Source organism: Acinetobacter sp. (assembly GCF_036666595.1).
Classification (GTDB): domain Bacteria; phylum Pseudomonadota; class Gammaproteobacteria; order Pseudomonadales; family Moraxellaceae; genus Acinetobacter.
The window spans coordinates 58,565-76,156 of the sequence record NZ_JAVWVO010000012.1 but is presented as its reverse complement, the minus strand read 5'-3'; the positions used below and the strand labels follow the sequence as shown (position 1 = coordinate 76,156).

Genomic DNA, 17,592 nt, shown 5'->3' with positions numbered 1-17,592 from the left:
GAATGCATCAATGTTAAAGCTGTTTAGGGACAAACGTGATCATCCTCTGGGTGAGGTGTTTAACCGCTACTACTGGCTGCAAATCGGATTCATTGCCCTGTCTGTGGTGATTGGGATTGGCTTCAGTGCCTGGGTGATTAAAGGTTCTTTGCTCAGAACGGCGCTAGAACAGGAGATGTCACACTACTGGCAGCGATTAGAACGTAATCCTGCCGCAGAATTGCCCGATACCAAAAACCTGTATGGTTACCGCTGGAACACTGTGCCACCCTCCCAATTTAAGAATATGTCACTTGAGCAAGGGGTGAATCGGCATTTTGTCGATGGCAAGGAACGCATGACCGTTTATGGTGAAAAAGACGGGCAGCATGTGCTATTGGTTTTTGGCGAAAGCAATGTCAATAAACTGGTCTGGCTGTTTGGTCTGGCACCATTGATGGTCAGCTTGTTTGTACTTTATAGTATGTTATGGTGGTGGAACCGTCGTGCCCGGCGCTATTTTTCTCCCATTACAAGGCTTGCCAACGCACTGGAACATATTGATTGGGAAGATTATAAAAATCAGGCTTCACCGTTTCATGACATCCGGACTGATTCAAATCTGGAAGCGGAATATCTGAAGCAGGCGCTAGAAAAATATCATCAGGTATTAAGCGAGTTTATTCAGCGTGAACGTGAATTTACTGGTGATGTCAGTCATGAGCTTCGCACACCACTTACCATCTTAAAAGGCAATGTGCAGTTGTGTCAGGCACGCTATGGGGACAATAAATCATTTACTCGCTTGAACAACACCATTGAAGACATGCAACTATTAGTTGACACACTACTGGCTATCGCCCGCAATACCGCCAATACTTTAACCGCTGAATCGACTATGCTTTCAGAATGTCTGGAAAATCTAGTTCAGGATCTGGATAGTGTTAGCCATAACAAAGGCATGCGGATAAATTTTCAAAAAGATCTAAACGAACAGCCACGTAAACTTTACCCGTCGATGACCAAAATGGTATTTGGCAATATTTTGCGGAATGCACTGAATTATTCACAAGGCACAGAAATTGATGTCATTTTGCAAAAAAATACAGTATTGATTGCAGATAATGGTGTCGGCATTCCTTTACCGAATAACTCAAAGGTGCAAGAACTGTCGGGGCAGCAATTGCAATTAGAGATCAAAGGTCATGGCATTGGACTGCAATTGGTACAGAAGTTGTGCAAGCAGCTTGGCTGGCGAGTGGAATTGTTTGATCGGCAGTATTATCTCAATACCCATCAGGATGTTGATCTGGCGATGACGACTGGACTGATTGTCGTCGTGTATTTAAATTAAGGCTGGGCTTCTAGAGCTTAAGTTTCTAAAGTGATCTTTAACCCTACACCCGATATGGTGTGAATTAGTTTTTGCTCAAAAGGTTTATCGACCATTTTACGCAAATTATAAATATGACTACGCAGGGCATCGCTTTCAGGCTCTTGATCCCCCCAAAGCTCTATCATAATTTCCTGTTTAGTCAGAACTTTAGGCGAATGACGCATCAGTAGTTTGAGCAGTTTGAATTGAATGGGGGGCAGTTCAATGGTTTGTCCTCCACGAGTCAGTTGCTGTGTTGCAGGATCCAGAATAAGATCATGAATTTGAAGACGGCTAGAGGAGACTTCGCCCTGTGAACGCTTGATCAGAGCTTTGACTCGAACCACCAGCTCATTAAAGTCAAATGGCTTGACTAGATAATCATCCGTGCCTGAATTGAAACCTTTGAGTTTGTCATTCAACGTATCGCGTGCGGTGAGCATCAGCACGGGGAGGTCCATACCTTCTTTATTTCGTAGCCATTCACATAGTTCATAACCCGAACCATCAGGTAAGTTAATATCTAAAAGTAAAATATGATAGCGTTGCTGCTTGAGCAATTGGCGCGCAGCATTTAGGTTTCGAGCATGATCGACCACAAAACCATGCTCTTCTAGAAACTCGCATAGGGTAGATGCCAGTTCGTAATGATCTTCAACCATCAAAATAAAATGTTTAGACATAACTGTAGAGACTACTTTATTAATTGCTGTTTTAATTTAGCACTAAATGGCTGAGGACCTAGCCATATATTAAAATATTGCTGGGCTAATGGGTTCTGGAGTTGTCCCTGCAGTTTCTGGTTTAAGTATAGGCTTAATGTGTGTGTGGCATGGCTATATTTTAGTTGGTATAGATCTCCTGAGTTCACTGGAAGATACAGATTGGTGATTGGATTGAAAACAGCCTGAATCTTTTGATCTTTGATATTACGTTGGAGTAGATGTCTGGCTGCACGTTTGAATGCCCATTCTGGAATATTCTGCGTATAGGTAAAATCCATCTGCATGTTTTGGCCTTGCCAAGGCTGATTACAGTTTTGCGCAAAGTAACTGGCCACACCGACCTGTTTTTGTCCCACCATTAGTGGGCCATTACCACATTTATTTAAGGTTTGTGCATGCGCCCACGAACCGAAACTCCCAAGCATCAGTACAGTGGTTATGGCTACTTTTTGAAAGGCAGTACCCATGAATAGGTTCCTCCTACATAAGGCAAAGAACGATACAGACCATTGGCCGGATCCCAGAAGTCTTGTTGGAAAATAATCTGATGATTTGGGTTGACCTTTATTTCACTGATTCCAAATGAATCCATTGTTCGTGTCTTCCCGAACATTTTAAAATCATAAACCATATGCCAATGCACATAGGCTGAGTCTTGATGATATGAAGCATTTAATAGACTGACAGTTACATTACTCACCCGCTGGTTCATACCGTGAAAATGTTCAAGCAGTTTTTTACGCGATGAAAATTGCGACAGAGTATCGTTAATAAAAAGCTGATCTGCATACAGTGCTCCAGCATTTTCAACGAATTTAGGTGTGCCCAAGGTATTAAATGCCGAAGTGAAGCGGGTACCGATTTCTAGTGCTTTTACATCATCTAAGGGTATTCCCTGAATACTCGTTCTGGCATTTGCATAATCAGAGGAATAACGAGGAACACTTTTACATCCAGACAGGAAAAGCACTGGTAAGGATAAGGCAATTGCCATTAACGTTTTGACTTGATTCATGTTCACTGTCCATCTTCACAGTTTATTTTTATACTTTAGGTGAGTTAAGGTGAATAGAATGTGAAGATGAAAGTTAAATGTAGTTCATATAATAGAATTTTTATGACTATTCAAACAGTTTTTCTATTATTAAATATTTTAAAAGTCACTATTATCATACATATGTGACATACGTTTTTGCTTTGTTTCTAAATAAGCTTTGTTAAAGATATTTAAACCAACTTTTAAAGGAATACGTTCAACAACATTAATTCCTAAATCAGTCAAAGATTTGATTTTAAATGGATTATTTGTAATCAACTTGACGTCTTTTATTTGTAAATAATCAAGCATAATGGTACACATGTCATATTTACGAGCATCTTCTGGCAGGTTTAATAATAAATTTGCATCAAGGGTATCATGTCCTTGGTCTTGAAGTGCGTAGGCCCGAATTTTATTGGTTAGTCCTATGCCACGGCCTTCTTGGCGAAGGTATAAAATGACACCTTGACCGGCATCATGAATCATCTTCATGGTTGAGTGTAATTGTGGACCACAATCACATTTGAGTGATCCAAAAGCATCACCTGTTAAGCACTCTGAATGTATTCTGACCAATACAGGTTGATTGGGAGCAGCATTTATCCCTTTAGCAAGAGCGATATGTTCTTCACCAGTCTTTTGATCTTGAAATGCTATAATTTCAAAATAGCCAAATGCAGTAGGTAACTTTGATTTGGAAACAAATTCTATAGCCATTTAACTATACCCCTGTATTTTAAGAATTTAGAAACTTGCAACTATTACTTTCCAGCTAAAATAGTTCTCAGATAGTGAAATTTATGTGAAAACACAAGAGTTTTTAGCGTGTTAAGTAAATTTCAATAAAAAATCAATGAGTTACTTCTAATTTTAGATTTGAAAAGTTTTCTAAAATCATTTTTAGTTGGATGTTAAATATACAATTTTTATATGCATAATAACTAAGATCGAAATTAACAGTCATTAGGAATGATATAGACTATTTTTAAAATGGTAACTTTTTACTCGCAATTGCTTTCTGAGTAGGTTGATATAGAGTCTTAATAGTTAAGCTCTACATTCAGTTTGTTCTCATTTTTTAAATTTTTAATATTATGTACTTATTACAAAAGGAAGAGATTCATGGCTAGTCCTAAAAAAGAAGTAAAAGCAATAAAGATTGATATCGGTATTTCGCATAATGATCGAGAAAAGATTGTTTCTGGTCTGTCAAAATTACTTGCAGATAGTTATACCTTATATTTAATGACGCATAATTTTCACTGGAATGTTACAGGGCCTCAGTTTAATAGTTTACACAACATGTTTATGGATCAGTATACTGAACAATGGAATGCTTTAGATACTATAGCAGAACGTATTAGAGCATTAGGTTTCCCTGCCCCTGGTACATACAAACAGTTTGCTAAATTGACCGCAATTAAGGAAGTAGAGGGTGTTCCAAAAGCACAAGAAATGGTTGGTTTATTAGTGAATGCTCACGAAACTGTTGCAAAAACAGCAAGAGGAATTTTTCCAATTGTCGATGAGGTAAACGATCAGCCATCAGCAGATTTAGTTACACAAAGACTTGAAGTACATGAAAAAACTGCATGGATGTTAAGAAGTCTTTTAGAAGATTAATAGATGTAAAAAAACCCTTGAATATATATTTATTCAAGGGTTTGAATAAACTAGAGATTAAGATGATTTTGGTTTATTTAAAACTTCATCTAGTACATCTTTCTCCAAAGCATTATCCCAACGAGCAACAACGATTGTTGCGCAAGCATTTCCTACTAGATTGGTTAATGCACGGCATTCTGACATAAAGCGATCAATACCTAAAATTAATGCCATTCCTGCAACAGGTACTGCTGGTACAACAGACAATGTAGCCGCTAGCGTAATAAATCCTGCACCAGTTACTCCAGCTGCTCCTTTAGAGCTAACCATTGCTACCAGTAAAAGAGCTATTTGTTCACCAATTGATAAGTCTACATTACATGCTTGAGCAATAAATAATGCTGCCATGGTCATATAAATATTAGTACCATCAAGATTAAATGAATACCCTGTCGGGATTACTAGGCCCACTACAGACTTTTCACAACCAGCTTTTTCCATTTTTTGCATTAAAGTGGGTAGGGCCGCTTCTGATGAACTTGTACCTAATACAAGCCATAATTCATCTTTAATATATCGAATAAGAGCTAAAATTGAAAAACCATTGTAGCGAGCTACCGCACCTAAAATAATAAGTATAAACAACAACGATGTTATGTAGAAAGTCATTATCAGTAATAGCAAATTACCTATAGCTTCAATACCGTATGCGCCAATTGTAAATGCCATTGCTCCAAAAGCACCAATTGGAGCTAACTTCATTAACATTCCGACTAAATAAAATACAGGAGCTGTCAAATTATTTAGAATATCAACAATTGGGCGACCACGGTCACCAATTGCAGCTAAAGCAATACCGAATAGAACTGCGACAAATAAGACTTGTAGAATGCTTCCTTCAGCTAAAGGGCTTATTAGTGTCTTAGGAATAATATTCATGAAAAAGTCGACTAAAGTCGCATCATGTGCTTTTTCTACATAATCAGCTACTTTATCATTTGCTAATGTAGTTGGATCAATATTCAAACCTTTACCGGGTTGAATGATATTTGCCACTACCATGCCTACAATAAGAGCTAATGATGAGAAGGTAAAAAAGTACAACATCGCTTTACCAGTCACACGACCAACACGACTCATATTAGTCATGCCAGCAATACCCGTAACAACTGTTAGAAAAATTACCGGAGCAATAATCATTTTAACAATTTTAATAAATGCATCGCCTAAAGGTTTTAGGCTTTCACCAAACTCAGGGTAAAAATGACCTAATAATATACCTAAGATAATTGCAAATATTACCTGGACATATAATATTTGATGAAACTTCTGTTTCTTTTTTATAACTTCTGGTTCAAGGGTACTGAATTCCATTATCTATATACCTTTTTAGATCAAATTTTAAATTACGCAACCATGCAACATTTGAAGCATGAAACCACTCTGTTTGAGAAGAGCAGGCAGTTTATAGAAAAAAACAACAATCAGGTCATAAGATTTCGAAATGTTAATATGGAATCCATATATTAAAGACATGCTTAACAATTAATTATTAATGCACCAAAGTAGCGCTAGTTAATAAACACCTGCCGCACCACAATGAATCAAAAATAAGTTAATATAGATCCAATATGGTGCATTTCCATATTTGTAAATTCTTGTATATTTATATCTTATTAATTTTTATGATATTTATAATTATCTCAATGAAAAATGAATACTACAAAATTTAAATTTATTTTATTTTTTGTTTATTTTTACTTAAATTTAATAAATATTTTATTACATATAATCACCATTTAATAATTTTATTATATTAATAAATAGAAATAGTGTTAATTAGAAAGTAAGTTAGAATTTAGAACTGAAGTAAGCACCATCTTGAAACTCATTTTCACTAAGAAAAATATCTTCATTTTTTATTTTATTTTCAAACTAAATTACTTTTACAATTACATCACGATTATAAATACCAAAAGACGTAAAATTACACTAAGCTAAAAAATAAATTAGATCCATAGATTCTACTCATAAGATGACCTAAATCTATATATAACGAGATAGGTAAGAACAAAAGAATTTTTAAAGACAAAACATCCCTTATGCGTGCAATACCTTACTTGAGTTGCCGCTGTTAAATAAAGGACCCGCGTTACGGAAGAAGAGAGCGCTCTCTTCAACTTGCATGGTTTAATTCTACACGTTGAAGAAATTATTGAAGAATAAAGTCACTAATCCTAACAATACTGTGTTTTTAATGATGCGATCAATAAACACTTTTACTTGCGTAACATTCAAGACATCAACGAAACCCTGTTCTATCACCTCATTAAAACCTCTTTAAGAAAGGGGATGCCTATCTTTTATACCTGCAAAGGTGGGTGAGGCTAGTCAGCATTCTCAGATATTTATCATCACCATCACGGCATAGGCGTGCGCTTATGGTAAGTCACACTTACATAACTTAGACCTAGAAGATTTGGTGGCTTTAACTATTAAAGCTGTAGTAATGGCATGGGTACACCTTGCAGCGACAAACTAGGTGTCAAAGCTAGGTAAGTGAATTACTAGACTTCACTGTAGTTAGTTCTCAATTTTAAATTTTATTAAAGGAAGTATGAAAGTCATACTTCCTTTTCAATCGGCTACACAATAAAACTTTAGAGTTGAGGCAATAGATCAAATCTAAATCAGATTTGAAAAATAATTACGGTGGATACTGTCCTGTGGTAATAACTCTAATAAACGCTGTACCGCATCAATTCGATCATGTGTTTGCCCAATAATTCGTAATAATTGATCGATATCCTTTATTTGATAGATCAACTGGCTTAAACGGGCATCAAAACAATGTCTCCAAGTACTTAGTAAAGGGCTATCTGATTTAGATAAAAAGCTACCTTTATATAGCGAGAATGTACTGGAAATAAGATTTGCATTTAATGATTGTTCAGCACGTAAAAAATCACACTGGACTTCACAGCTAAGCCTATAAATCCGAGCCTCAATTGAATGAGGTAATAGGCTACGAAGTTGTGAAAGCTCAGCCTTTAGGGTTTTTAGGCTGACACTACGCTCACCATAAAGGGCATAGTGTAACTCTTCTAAACCAATGCCATGGGGATGCAAAGCTAAAATGCAAAGTATTTCAATTTGACGGTGACTTAAGTTCAAGGTATGCCCATTAAATTGAACCCAAGGCGAGCCTAGCGCCTTAATGTATAAAAAATTTTGCTGTTCAAACTTTATGGCTCGTTGTATTAAATCCGCACAGCGTTCAACTGCAAGCAGCCCCAAAGGAGTATGTTTTTTATATTTTGTGGAAAGGTTAATAATGCCATGAAATTGCCCTGATGTCGGATCCCAGATCGGTGCGGCATAACAAACCCAATCTCGAACACTGTCCATTTGGTTTTCATGAGAATAGACACAACTTGATATTTGGCTGTTTAAAGTCATACCTATCGCATTGGTCCCAACAGCCTGTGTAGACCAATGCCCACCCTCAATAAAATGAACCTGTTCGGCAGAAGAAAGCATTGCAGAACTACTCCATGTCCATAAGAGAGTACCTTGATGATCTGTAAGACCAATCGCCATATCTGAATCATCAGCTATTTTGAGTAAGTCGGCATAATTATGTTGGATAGAGCGGCGAAATAAAGAAGTTTTATCTTCTGGAGGTAAGGCTAAAACAGGAGCGGCATGAACAGTATGTTGATTAATTAAATGGGTTGTTTGCAGATTTTTTGCAGGTGCTGTATTGAACAGATACATATCATATTCCTTTATGATGAGACTGTAATATTTTTAAACTTTAGAAATGAGCTTCTAAATTTATAGTCATTTCTTCTTGCTTAGATTTTAAATGGTTTTATCTTTGCTTGGTTAAATCATATCTTTTGGCTGTACCAGTCCTTGAGTTACTTTAAAAGTGTTCTTATGAGCTGAAAATGACTATTTCCATCTGAAATGTTAATAAACGTAAATAGGATGAAAATTCATTCGCTCATGTAAGGGCTAGGCACAGCCTCACCATGATACTGACGGTCTGCAAAATAACTTGATCGTACTAATGGCGCACTCCAAATATTTTTAAACGCTAAGCGCTCTCCATGTGTTTGATAGTGCTTAAACTCTTGCAACGTAACAAAACGATGAATTGGCGCATGAGATTTGGATGGCTGTAAGTATTGACCGATTGTGACATAGTCCACTTGATAATCTTTCAAATCATTTAATAACACAATAACCTCAGCCTCGACTTCTCCTAAACCGACCATCAAACCGCATTTGGTTGGAATGTCGGGACAGTAGTGTTTAAATTTTTTGAGTAAATCCAATGAGTGCTTATAGTCAGAGCCTGGTCGCATGGCCTTATACAGACGTGGAACGGTTTCAATATTATGATTAAAAACATCGGGTGGGGTCTGACTCAGAATCTTGAGGGCAATATCTGCACGACCACGAAAATCAGGAACCAAAATTTCTATCAGAGTCTCTGGACTAGTTTGACGAATTTCTCGAATGCAATCTGCAAAATGCTGTGCACCACCATCTTTTAAGTCGTCTCGATCAACAGAAGTAATCACGACATACTTTAAGTTTAGATTCTTGACTGTTTCAGCCAGATGCTTTGGCTCATTAAGATTTAGGATATTAGGACGACCATGTGCGACATCACAGAATGGGCAGCGTCGAGTACAAATATCTCCCATGATCATAAACGTTGCAGTCCCTCCGCTAAAGCATTGTGGCAAATTGGGGCAGGCCGCTTCTTCACAAACCGTATGTAGTTTCTGTTGTCGTAATAAATCCTTAATGATTTGAACTTCCTCAGGTTGACTAATTTTGGTCCGAATCCATTCTGGCTTTTTCGGTGTCGTTTCCGTTGGAACAACTTTAATTGGAATACGCGCCATTTTTTCAGCGCCACGTAGCTTCTTTCCAGTTAATACTGTGTTATTTAAATCCATTCCAAACACTCCATCGTTTAAAATAATTAATATAGACCCCGATATTAAATAAGCTGCTTTAAAAGCATTAATAAGATTAAAACAGGGCAAAAAACTTATCATATAAAATAAAGGTTGGTTAAAGGTTTGTTTTCATATGTAATTGAACTATTGTAAAATTTTAAAAAATTTTTAAGTTCATAACCTTCTGTTTTTAATATTTTTCTCATCTTTTTATGCATTATATTTTTTTAGTCTAATATGAAATTAAATAAAAATATATTTATATAAATATACGGTTTAAAAATCCAACCCTTCATTTTTGGATTTTCTTTTAAGCGTAGTTAATAAGGAACAAAGATATGCAATTAACGGAAGAGCAATTGCTAGCAGCATACAAAAGAATGCGCGACATTCGTGAATTTGAGGATCGACTTCACGATGAAAATAATACAGGTGATATTCCCGGTTTTATCCATTTATATAGCGGTGAGGAAGCTGTTGCCGTAGGGATCTGTGAAAATTTAACAGACAAGGACTTCATTACATCAACGCATCGTGGTCACGGACATTGTATTGCTAAGGGCTGTGACATTCACGCCATGATGTTAGAAATTTTTGGCAAAGATGATGGTTTGTGTCGTGGTAAAGGCGGCTCAATGCACATTGCGGACTTAGATAAAGGCATGCTCGGTGCAAACGGTATTGTGGGTGGTGGCCCACCTTTAGCGATTGGAGCTGCTTTAAGCGCCAAAACACTCAAGAATGGTGGGATTGGTCTATCATTTACCGGTGATGGCGGGTCAAATCAGGGCTTAACTTTTGAAGCCATTAATATGGCTGTCGTGTTAAAGCTCCCTGTCATTTTTGTTTTTGAAAACAACGGCTTCGGTGAAGGTACTGCACATGACTATGCCGTAGGCAGTAAAGATATTGCAGGTCGAGCAGCAGGTTTTGGCTTACCTGCTGAAAAGGTAGACGGAACAGACTTCTTTGCTGTGTATGAGGTTGCGCAAAAAGCTATTGAGCGTGCACGCCGTGGTGAAGGTCCGAGTGTGATTGAAACGGTAACCAACCGTTTTTATGGACATTTTGAAGGTGATCCGGGGCTTATCCGTTCCAAAGAAGAACTGGATTATGTCAAAGAACATAAAGACCCATTGAAAATATTCCGTGAAAAAGTCAAGGGCAAAATTGACGAAGCCAAACTGGATGCAATTGATATTCAGTCTAAAGCCAATGTAGACGATGCCGTTGCAAAAGCACGCGCAGCTAAGTACCCAGAAGTCTCTCAGTTACTTACTGATGTTTACGTCTCTTACTAAAGGAATAGTAGAAAAATGCCAAATAAAAGTTATCGAAACGCAATTAAAGAAGCAATTGAATTAGAAATGCGCCGAGACCCAAGTGTCATTGTGGTTGGTGAAGATGTTCGTGGTGGGCATGGTGGTAAAAATACCGATGACAATAAACTGGAAGGCTTTGGTGGTGTACTTGGTGTAACCAAAGGCTTATGGACTGAATTTGGTTCTGAACGAGTCATTGATACTCCAATTACAGAATCTGCCATTATTGGTATGGCGGCAGGTGCTGCTGCAACGGGTTTAAGACCTGTGGCAGATTTAATGTTTATGGATTTTTACGGCGTGTGCTATGACATGCTGTATAACCAAGCGGCTAAATTCCGCTACATGTTTGGTGGCAAAGCCAAAGCGCCACTCGTTATACGTGGCATGATCGGTGCAGGTTTTTCCGCCGCAGCACAGCATTCTCAGTCGCCATATAACGTGTTTGCCTCAGTGCCTGGTTTAAAAGTGGTAGTGCCTTCGAGCGCCTATGATGTGAAAGGACTATTAATTCAGGCAATCCGCGATGACGACCCTGTCGTATTTTGTGAACACAAGTTGTTGTACGACATTAAGGGCGAAGTACCAGATGAGGCCTATACTATTCCTTTTGGTATCGCAAATTACACTCGTGAAGGGACAGATATTACTATTATTGCCTTAAGCCTTATGGTGCACCGTGCCAATGAAGTCGCTGATAAGCTCGCAAAAGAAGGCATTTCAGTTGAAGTGATTGACCCTAGAACCATTTCCCCATTAGATGAAGACGGTATTTTAGAATCAGTGGCTTCAACAGGTCGTGTGGTGATTGTGGATGAATCAGCAGCGCGTTGCGGTTTCGGACATGATGTGGCTGCGCTTATTGCCCAGAAAGGCTTTCACTACCTTAAAGCCCCGATCGAATTAGTCACACCGCCGCACTCACCAGTACCATTTTCGCCAGTATTGGAAAAAGAATGGCTCCCTAGTGTAGAACGCATCGAACAGGCTGTACGTAAGACGTTGGAGGCTTAGGATGAGCGAAATTAAAACCTTAGAAATCCCAAAATGGGGTTTGTCCATGGAAGAGGGCACGATTGCCCAATGGCTGATTCAGGAAGGTACGCAATTTAGTAAAGGACAGGAAATTTGTGAAATTGAAACCACAAAAATCGTCAATGTTCTGGAAGCACCTTTCGATGGCTTGCTACGAAAAATTATTGCTAAAGATGGTGACACCCTTGTCGTAGGTGGAGTCATTGCAATTTGTGCAGACGCTCAAGTTTCCGATGTAGAAGTTGAAGCATTTGCACAGTCCTTAGGTGGAACACCTGCTGTAACTGAAAATAAAGCGGTAGCAGCGGTTCTTGAAAAATTAGCTGTGGCTCAAGCTGAAACCAAAGTACAAGCTGCTCCTCAACAAAACAGTGTTGGTCATGTATCAAAAGCGGTGCCTCAGGGTGGATATTCAATTCCTGCTACGTTACAAGGCTTCCAACAAAGCGATGATATTTTTGCAACGCCACATGCCTTGAAATTGGCTGAAAAGCATAATGTAAACTTGTCTCAGATTACTGGTTCTGGACGTGAAGGTCGTATTAGTGTTCAAGATGTTCAGGCCGCAGTTCAAGCTGCTGGTGGTTCTTGGCCAGATGTGCGTCATCAAGCCAGTACGAAAGCCGCGAAATCTAAAGCAGATGATAGTGATGTTCTAGCAACACCTGTTGCCCGCCGTTTGGCAAAACAATGGGGCATTAATTTGCATGATTGTCGTGCATCGGGTTCACGTGGACGAGTCTGCAAGGAAGATGTTGAAGCTGTATATCAACGTGAAAACCCTGTACAAGCTCAACATGATCATGTGCATCCAACAGAGTCAGCAAAATTTACCACTGTGGCTATGAATGGTATGCGTAAAGCAATCGCTTCACGGCTACAAGCAGCAAAACGTAATGCACCACATTTTCGCTTAACGATAGACTTAAATGTTGAGTCGGTTCAGGCTTTGCGTCAGCAAATTAACAGTACCGTACCGCAAGTAAAACTGTCCATTAACGATATGCTGATTAAAGCTGCTGCCGCAGCACTGATCAAAGTTCCACAGGTCAACGTTCAGTTTGATGAAGAAAATCAGCAGATTTTACAGTTTGAACAGGCTGATATTTCGGTTGCTGTGGCCATCGAAAATGGACTGATCACGCCAATTATTAAAGCAGCAAACCGTAAATCTTTGGCACAAATTTCCAATGATATGCGTGATCTGGCGACACGTGCCAAAACTGGAAAACTAGCACCTGATGAGTTTCAAGGCGGTAGTTTCAGTATTTCCAATTTGGGAATGCTTGGTATTCAACAGTTTGATGCCATTATTAACCCACCTCAAGGTGCAATTCTGGCCTTAGGTGCAGCAGAGAAACGTGCTGTCGTCGAAAATGATGAGATTGTTGTTCGTGAAATGGTGACAGCAACATTGTCTTGTGATCATCGTGTCATTGATGGTGCATTGGGTGCTCAATTCTTATCGGCATTTAAGCAGTTTGTCGAAAATCCTGCATTAATTTTGGTGTAGGAGGAATAGCCATGTCAGATACACAATTTGATCTTGTGGTTATTGGTGCTGGTCCTGGAGGATATGTCGCTGCGATTCGCGCAGCGCAACTGGGATTAAAAACGGCAATTGTTGAAAAACAACACTTAGGCGGAGTGTGTCTTAATTGGGGATGCATTCCAACCAAGGCATTATTGAGCGGGGCTGCGCTTGCGCAGCAGTTCAAACATGCAGAGCAGTTTGGCTTTACTCTTAACGCGGTTGATTTTGACATTCAAAAACTGGTCCATCATAGCAGACAGGTTTCTGAGCAACTGGTACAAGGTATCGGTCAATTATTGAAAAAGAATCAAATCACTGTTTTTAATGCAGCAGCCCAGTTTATTGCCAAAGAGCAATTAGAGCTTACAGATGCGAATGGACAAAAACAGCAGATTTTTGCACCGCATATTATTGTAGCAACAGGTGCACGTGCGGCCAATTTACCTCATATTCCTGTAGATAGTCGTCAGGTCTGGAGTTATAAAGAGGCTTTAGTTCCAGAACAATTACCAAAATCTTTACTGGTCATTGGTTCGGGTGCTATAGGCAGTGAGTTTGCAAGCCTATACCAAGACTTAGGCTGCCAAGTCACCTTGGTCGATATTGCCAAGCAGATTCTCCCTAGTGAAGACATTGAAGTTGCGAGGTATGTACAAAAGCAATTTGAACAGCAGGGTATGCAGGTTTTAACCGAAGCGACCGTAAAAAAAATAGAAACTGATCAGCCTCAAGTACATTGTCATATTGAAACTGCCACAGGTGTGCAAATTATTAGCGTTGAAAAGGTACTTTCAGCAATTGGCGTGAAACCGAATGCTGAAAGTCTTGGCCTAGAAGTTTTGGGGGTTGAATTTGAGGATGGTTTTATTAAAGTCGACTCATGGTGTAAAACCAATGTTGTGGGCGTTTATGCAATTGGCGATGTCGCAGGCGCACCGTGTTTGGCACACAAAGCCAGTCATGAAGCCATTCTTTGTGTGGAGAAAATTGCAGGCCTAAGTCATGTACATGCTTTAGATCGTACACAAATTCCAGGCTGTATCTTTACCCATCCTCAAGTGGCCAGTATTGGTTTGACAGAACAGAAAGCGAAAGCTGCGGGCTTGAATATCAATGTAGGTAAGTTCCCTTTACAAGCCAATGGTAAAGCATTGGCTTTGGGCGATAGCGCAGGATTTGTTAAAACCATTTTTAGTCAGGAAACAGGTGAATTGTTGGGTGCTCATATGGTCGGACATGAAGTCACCGAACACATTCAAGGTTTTGCCATCGCAAAATACCTAGAAGCTACGGATGAAAGCTTAGCGAAGGTCATTTTCCCTCATCCTACTTTGTCTGAGGCGATGCATGAGTCGGTATTGTCGGCGATGCAACGTGCAATCCATATTTAAGGAGTCGCAACATGCCTAGAGGTTTAAACAATAAAGTTGCATTAATTACGGGTGCGGCACAAGGTATTGGACGCGGTATTGCCTTACGTTTAGCACAAGAAGGTGTTCATATTGGATTGATCGATCTTCACCAAGAAAAGTTAAATACTGTTCAACAAGAGGTTGAAGCCTTTGGCGTAAAAGCCACCACATTTATTGCGGATATTTCAGATCCAATACAAATCAGTGACGCTATTAATCATGCAGAATCGACACTTAATGGTTTTGATATCATGATTAATAATGCAGGTATTGCACAAGTCAAAGCTTTGGCAGAAGTAACGCCGAGTGAATTTAACCAAATTATGAACATCAATGTCGGTGGTGTACTTTGGGGGATTCAAGCCGCAGCAAATAAATTTAAACAACGCCAACAGGCTGGAAAAATTATTAATGCATGCTCAATAGCAGGTCATGAAGGCTTTGCTTTACTCGGTGTTTATTCGGCAACTAAATTTGCAGTTCGTGCATTGACGCAAGCTGCGGCTAAAGAATATGCCAGTGTTGAAATTACTGTAAATAGTTATTGTCCGGGTGTTGTTGGTACAGACATGTGGGTCGAAATAGATCAGCGGTTCTCTGAAATTACAGGCGCACCAATTGGTCAAACGTATAAAAAATATGTAGATGGTATTGCTTTAGGACGTGCTGAAACACCAGATGACGTGGCTGCATTAGTTGCATTTTTAGCCAGTGAGGATGCAAACTACATTACAGGTCAGTCTATTTTGACAGATGGTGGAATGGTTTATCGTTAATATCAATATAAGGAATACAAAATGAAAGCAGCTCGTTTTTATGATCGAGGGGATATTCGGATTGAAGATATCCCTGAACCGAAAGTACTTCCAGGCACAGTTGGAATTCAAGTAGCATGGTGCGGTATTTGCGGTACAGATTTACATGAATTCATGGAAGGTCCTATTTTTATTCCACCTTGCGGTCATCCACATCCAATTTCGGGAGAATCTGCACCTGTAACAATGGGACATGAATTTTCAGGTGTGGTTTATGCAGTTGGTGAGGGTGTAGATGATATCCAAATTGGGCAACATGTCGTAGTTGAGCCCTACATTATTGCTGACGATGTGCCGACTGGCCCGAATGATAAGTATCATTTATCAAAAAATATGAACTTTATTGGCTTAGGCGGACGTGGTGGTGGTCTTTCTGAAAAAATCGCAGTTCAACGACGTTGGGTACATCCTATTTCAAATGATATTCCCTTAGACCAAGCAGCGTTGATAGAACCTTTATCTGTTGGTCATCATGCCTATGTCAGAAGTGGTGCAAAAGCTGGCGATATAGCACTGGTTGGTGGAGCAGGCCCAATAGGCTTACTTTTATCAGCCATTTTAAAGGCCAAAGGTCTCACGGTCATCATTACGGAGTTGAGTGCAAAACGTAAAGAAAAAGCGATAGAAGCGGGTGTTGCAGATTATGTATTAGACCCATCACAGGTTGATGTGGTTGCTGAAGTAATGAAAATTACTGAAGGCCATGGTGTAGATGTCGCTTTTGAATGTAGTAGTGTCAATAAAGTCATGGATACACTCGTTGCAGCAATGAAACCAACTGGCGTAGTCGTTATCGTTTCTATTTGGAGCCATCCTGCCACAATTAATGTACATAGTGTGGTGATGAAAGAGCTAGATATTCGTGGAACGATTGCTTATGTCAATGACCATCAGGAAACCATCCGTTTAGTAGAGCAAGGTAAGATTAATCTAGAACCTTTTATTACCCAACGTATTGCATTAGATGATCTTGTTTCTAAAGGCTTTGAAACGCTGATTCATAATAATGAGTCTGCAGTAAAAATTATTGTTCATCCGTAGTAAAGCCTAATTTTAACGACAAATGTGAATAAGTTAGAAATAAACTCTATGTAGCTATTTCTAATATCTTTATCGATAGGGAATGAGTCTGTACGTACAGATTCATTCTTAAATTTACAGTGTTGAGTGCCAGTATGATTTTGATCATACAGCCTAGTAAAGATAGAAAATAAGTTTTTAAATAAACCATAGGGGTATAGACTAGATTTTTCTAGGAGAGTGGTGGTAGTCCACCACTAATTAAAAGATGCCTACAAAATCAGTGTCTATTCAATAAGTTTAGTTTACTATTTGGTATAAAATATTATGCTAAGGTTGGGGGTTTTGAAAGCTACGATTTCTGTTTGGCTTTTTGGCGTAAGACATACAAATATAAGCTTTCTACTTTTTCACGTGCCCATGGTGTGGTACGTAAAAATCGCAATGATGACTTAACACTCGGATCTATACAAAAACATCTAATTTCAATTTTACGACTTAAGCCTTCAAAGCCACCGTAGTAATCTAATAATTCATCCAAAATGTCAGCAAGTTTTTTGCCGTGTAGAGGGTCATTGGAGGCGTTCATAATAGATCAACCATATTTTGGGAGACCATCATTATAACCTGAGCTAGTTGAAAAATGAGAGGATTGGAATTTAAACCTAATTAACATTGATGTGTGCTGAAATAGCAGGAGACATTTACTTGGGAGATTCTAGGCAGCCGACTTGTAAAAATCTTTTGCCATT

The 17,592-nt window shown here is 38.9% G+C and carries 16 protein-coding genes and 1 pseudogene; 9 read left to right on the top strand and 8 right to left on the bottom strand.

From position 1 onward, the window contains the following. The first annotated feature begins 10 nt into the window (after positions 1 to 10). Positions 11 to 1,333, top strand: a complete 1,323-nt coding sequence (locus RR876_RS14220; protein WP_332478128.1) for a HAMP domain-containing sensor histidine kinase — start codon at positions 11 to 13, stop codon at positions 1,331 to 1,333. A 17-nt stretch (positions 1,334 to 1,350) separates the two neighbouring features. On the opposite strand, the gene RR876_RS14215 is transcribed toward RR876_RS14220, so the two are convergent. The 4 genes from RR876_RS14215 to ribA form a co-directional block, all read right to left on the bottom strand. Next, positions 1,351 to 2,037 (bottom strand): response regulator transcription factor, encoded by a 687-nt coding sequence (locus tag RR876_RS14215; protein ID WP_332478071.1) that lies wholly within the window; start codon positions 2,035 to 2,037, stop codon positions 1,351 to 1,353. Positions 2,038 to 2,048: 11 nt separating this feature from the next. Then, complete coding sequence (locus tag RR876_RS14210; RefSeq protein WP_332478070.1) at positions 2,049 to 2,546, bottom strand: chalcone isomerase family protein; 498 nt, start codon at positions 2,544 to 2,546, stop codon at positions 2,049 to 2,051. Next, positions 2,522 to 3,094, bottom strand: coding sequence for a nuclear transport factor 2 family protein (locus RR876_RS14205; RefSeq protein ID WP_332478069.1), 573 nt, complete (start codon positions 3,092 to 3,094; stop codon positions 2,522 to 2,524). Before RR876_RS14205 ends, RR876_RS14210 begins: the two co-directional genes overlap by 25 nt. A gap of 138 nt (positions 3,095 to 3,232) precedes the next feature. Further along, positions 3,233 to 3,835 carry a GTP cyclohydrolase II gene (gene ribA / locus RR876_RS14200; protein ID WP_332478068.1) on the bottom strand — a complete coding sequence of 201 codons (603 nt, stop codon included), beginning with the start codon at positions 3,833 to 3,835 and terminating at the stop codon, positions 3,233 to 3,235. Between the two features lie 405 nt (positions 3,836 to 4,240). Here ribA and RR876_RS14195 point away from each other — a divergent pair, with 405 nt between their 5' ends. After that, complete coding sequence (locus RR876_RS14195) at positions 4,241 to 4,741, top strand: Dps family protein (protein WP_126036199.1); 501 nt, start codon at positions 4,241 to 4,243, stop codon at positions 4,739 to 4,741. 57 nt (positions 4,742 to 4,798) lie between these two features. Here RR876_RS14195 and RR876_RS14190 read toward each other — a convergent pair whose 3' ends face one another. Beyond that, positions 4,799 to 6,097, bottom strand: coding sequence for a dicarboxylate/amino acid:cation symporter (locus tag RR876_RS14190; protein ID WP_086209421.1), 1,299 nt, complete (start codon positions 6,095 to 6,097; stop codon positions 4,799 to 4,801). A gap of 721 nt (positions 6,098 to 6,818) precedes the next feature. On the opposite strand from RR876_RS14190, the pseudogene RR876_RS14185 reads away from it, so the two are divergent. Beyond that, a pseudogene (locus RR876_RS14185) lies at positions 6,819 to 7,093 on the top strand (NAD-dependent malic enzyme); the annotation flags it as partial. A 315-nt stretch (positions 7,094 to 7,408) separates the two neighbouring features. On the opposite strand, the gene RR876_RS14180 reads toward RR876_RS14185, so the two are convergent. Together RR876_RS14180 and lipA are read right to left on the bottom strand one after the other, a co-directional pair. Next, positions 7,409 to 8,500, bottom strand: coding sequence for a transcriptional regulator (locus RR876_RS14180; protein ID WP_332478067.1), 1,092 nt, complete (start codon positions 8,498 to 8,500; stop codon positions 7,409 to 7,411). A 224-nt stretch (positions 8,501 to 8,724) separates the two neighbouring features. Further along, a complete protein-coding gene (lipA, locus tag RR876_RS14175; protein WP_332478066.1) occupies positions 8,725 to 9,699 on the bottom strand; it encodes a lipoyl synthase in 975 nt (324 codons plus the stop codon). Between the two features lie 341 nt (positions 9,700 to 10,040). Between lipA and RR876_RS14170 the strand changes: the two genes are divergently transcribed. From RR876_RS14170 to RR876_RS14145, 6 genes are read left to right on the top strand one after another with little or no spacing between them, the layout of a single operon-like run. Beyond that, positions 10,041 to 11,003 (top strand): thiamine pyrophosphate-dependent dehydrogenase E1 component subunit alpha, encoded by a 963-nt coding sequence (locus RR876_RS14170; RefSeq protein ID WP_131323475.1) that lies wholly within the window; start codon positions 10,041 to 10,043, stop codon positions 11,001 to 11,003. A gap of 15 nt (positions 11,004 to 11,018) precedes the next feature. Then, complete coding sequence (locus tag RR876_RS14165) at positions 11,019 to 12,038, top strand: alpha-ketoacid dehydrogenase subunit beta (RefSeq protein WP_332478065.1); 1,020 nt, start codon at positions 11,019 to 11,021, stop codon at positions 12,036 to 12,038. A gap of 1 nt (position 12,039) precedes the next feature. Further along, positions 12,040 to 13,572 (top strand): 2-oxo acid dehydrogenase subunit E2, encoded by a 1,533-nt coding sequence (locus RR876_RS14160; protein ID WP_332478064.1) that lies wholly within the window; start codon positions 12,040 to 12,042, stop codon positions 13,570 to 13,572. 11 nt (positions 13,573 to 13,583) lie between these two features. After that, complete coding sequence (lpdA, locus tag RR876_RS14155; protein WP_332478063.1) at positions 13,584 to 14,984, top strand: dihydrolipoyl dehydrogenase; 1,401 nt, start codon at positions 13,584 to 13,586, stop codon at positions 14,982 to 14,984. A gap of 11 nt (positions 14,985 to 14,995) precedes the next feature. Further along, positions 14,996 to 15,781 carry an acetoin reductase gene (locus tag RR876_RS14150; RefSeq protein WP_332478062.1) on the top strand — a complete coding sequence of 262 codons (786 nt, stop codon included), beginning with the start codon at positions 14,996 to 14,998 and terminating at the stop codon, positions 15,779 to 15,781. Between the two features lie 21 nt (positions 15,782 to 15,802). Then, the gene (locus RR876_RS14145; protein ID WP_004979600.1) at positions 15,803 to 16,861 is read left to right on the top strand and encodes a 2,3-butanediol dehydrogenase; all 1,059 of its coding nucleotides are present in this window, start codon (positions 15,803 to 15,805) and stop codon (positions 16,859 to 16,861) included. 331 nt (positions 16,862 to 17,192) lie between these two features. On the opposite strand, the gene RR876_RS14140 is transcribed toward RR876_RS14145, so the two are convergent. Next, a complete protein-coding gene (locus RR876_RS14140; protein ID WP_003651786.1) occupies positions 17,193 to 17,429 on the bottom strand; it encodes a VF530 family protein in 237 nt (78 codons plus the stop codon). Between the last annotated feature and the right edge of the window lie 163 nt (positions 17,430 to 17,592).

Excerpts from the sequence above, each read along its gene's own strand:
- RR876_RS14220 (WP_332478128.1), top strand. The coding sequence starts at position 11 with ATGTTAAAGCTGTTTAGGGACAAACGTGATCATCCTCTGGGTGAGGTG.
- RR876_RS14215 (WP_332478071.1), bottom strand. The coding sequence starts at position 2,037 with ATGTCTAAACATTTTATTTTGATGGTTGAAGATCATTACGAACTGGCA.
- RR876_RS14210 (WP_332478070.1), bottom strand. The coding sequence starts at position 2,546 with ATGGGTACTGCCTTTCAAAAAGTAGCCATAACCACTGTACTGATGCTT.
- RR876_RS14205 (WP_332478069.1), bottom strand. The coding sequence starts at position 3,094 with ATGAATCAAGTCAAAACGTTAATGGCAATTGCCTTATCCTTACCAGTG.
- ribA (WP_332478068.1), bottom strand. The coding sequence starts at position 3,835 with ATGGCTATAGAATTTGTTTCCAAATCAAAGTTACCTACTGCATTTGGC.
- RR876_RS14195 (WP_126036199.1), top strand. The coding sequence starts at position 4,241 with ATGGCTAGTCCTAAAAAAGAAGTAAAAGCAATAAAGATTGATATCGGT.
- RR876_RS14190 (WP_086209421.1), bottom strand. The coding sequence starts at position 6,097 with ATGGAATTCAGTACCCTTGAACCAGAAGTTATAAAAAAGAAACAGAAG.
- RR876_RS14180 (WP_332478067.1), bottom strand. The coding sequence starts at position 8,500 with ATGTATCTGTTCAATACAGCACCTGCAAAAAATCTGCAAACAACCCAT.
- lipA (WP_332478066.1), bottom strand. The coding sequence starts at position 9,699 with ATGGATTTAAATAACACAGTATTAACTGGAAAGAAGCTACGTGGCGCT.
- RR876_RS14170 (WP_131323475.1), top strand. The coding sequence starts at position 10,041 with ATGCAATTAACGGAAGAGCAATTGCTAGCAGCATACAAAAGAATGCGC.
- RR876_RS14165 (WP_332478065.1), top strand. The coding sequence starts at position 11,019 with ATGCCAAATAAAAGTTATCGAAACGCAATTAAAGAAGCAATTGAATTA.
- RR876_RS14160 (WP_332478064.1), top strand. The coding sequence starts at position 12,040 with ATGAGCGAAATTAAAACCTTAGAAATCCCAAAATGGGGTTTGTCCATG.
- lpdA (WP_332478063.1), top strand. The coding sequence starts at position 13,584 with ATGTCAGATACACAATTTGATCTTGTGGTTATTGGTGCTGGTCCTGGA.
- RR876_RS14150 (WP_332478062.1), top strand. The coding sequence starts at position 14,996 with ATGCCTAGAGGTTTAAACAATAAAGTTGCATTAATTACGGGTGCGGCA.
- RR876_RS14145 (WP_004979600.1), top strand. The coding sequence starts at position 15,803 with ATGAAAGCAGCTCGTTTTTATGATCGAGGGGATATTCGGATTGAAGAT.
- RR876_RS14140 (WP_003651786.1), bottom strand. The coding sequence starts at position 17,429 with ATGAACGCCTCCAATGACCCTCTACACGGCAAAAAACTTGCTGACATT.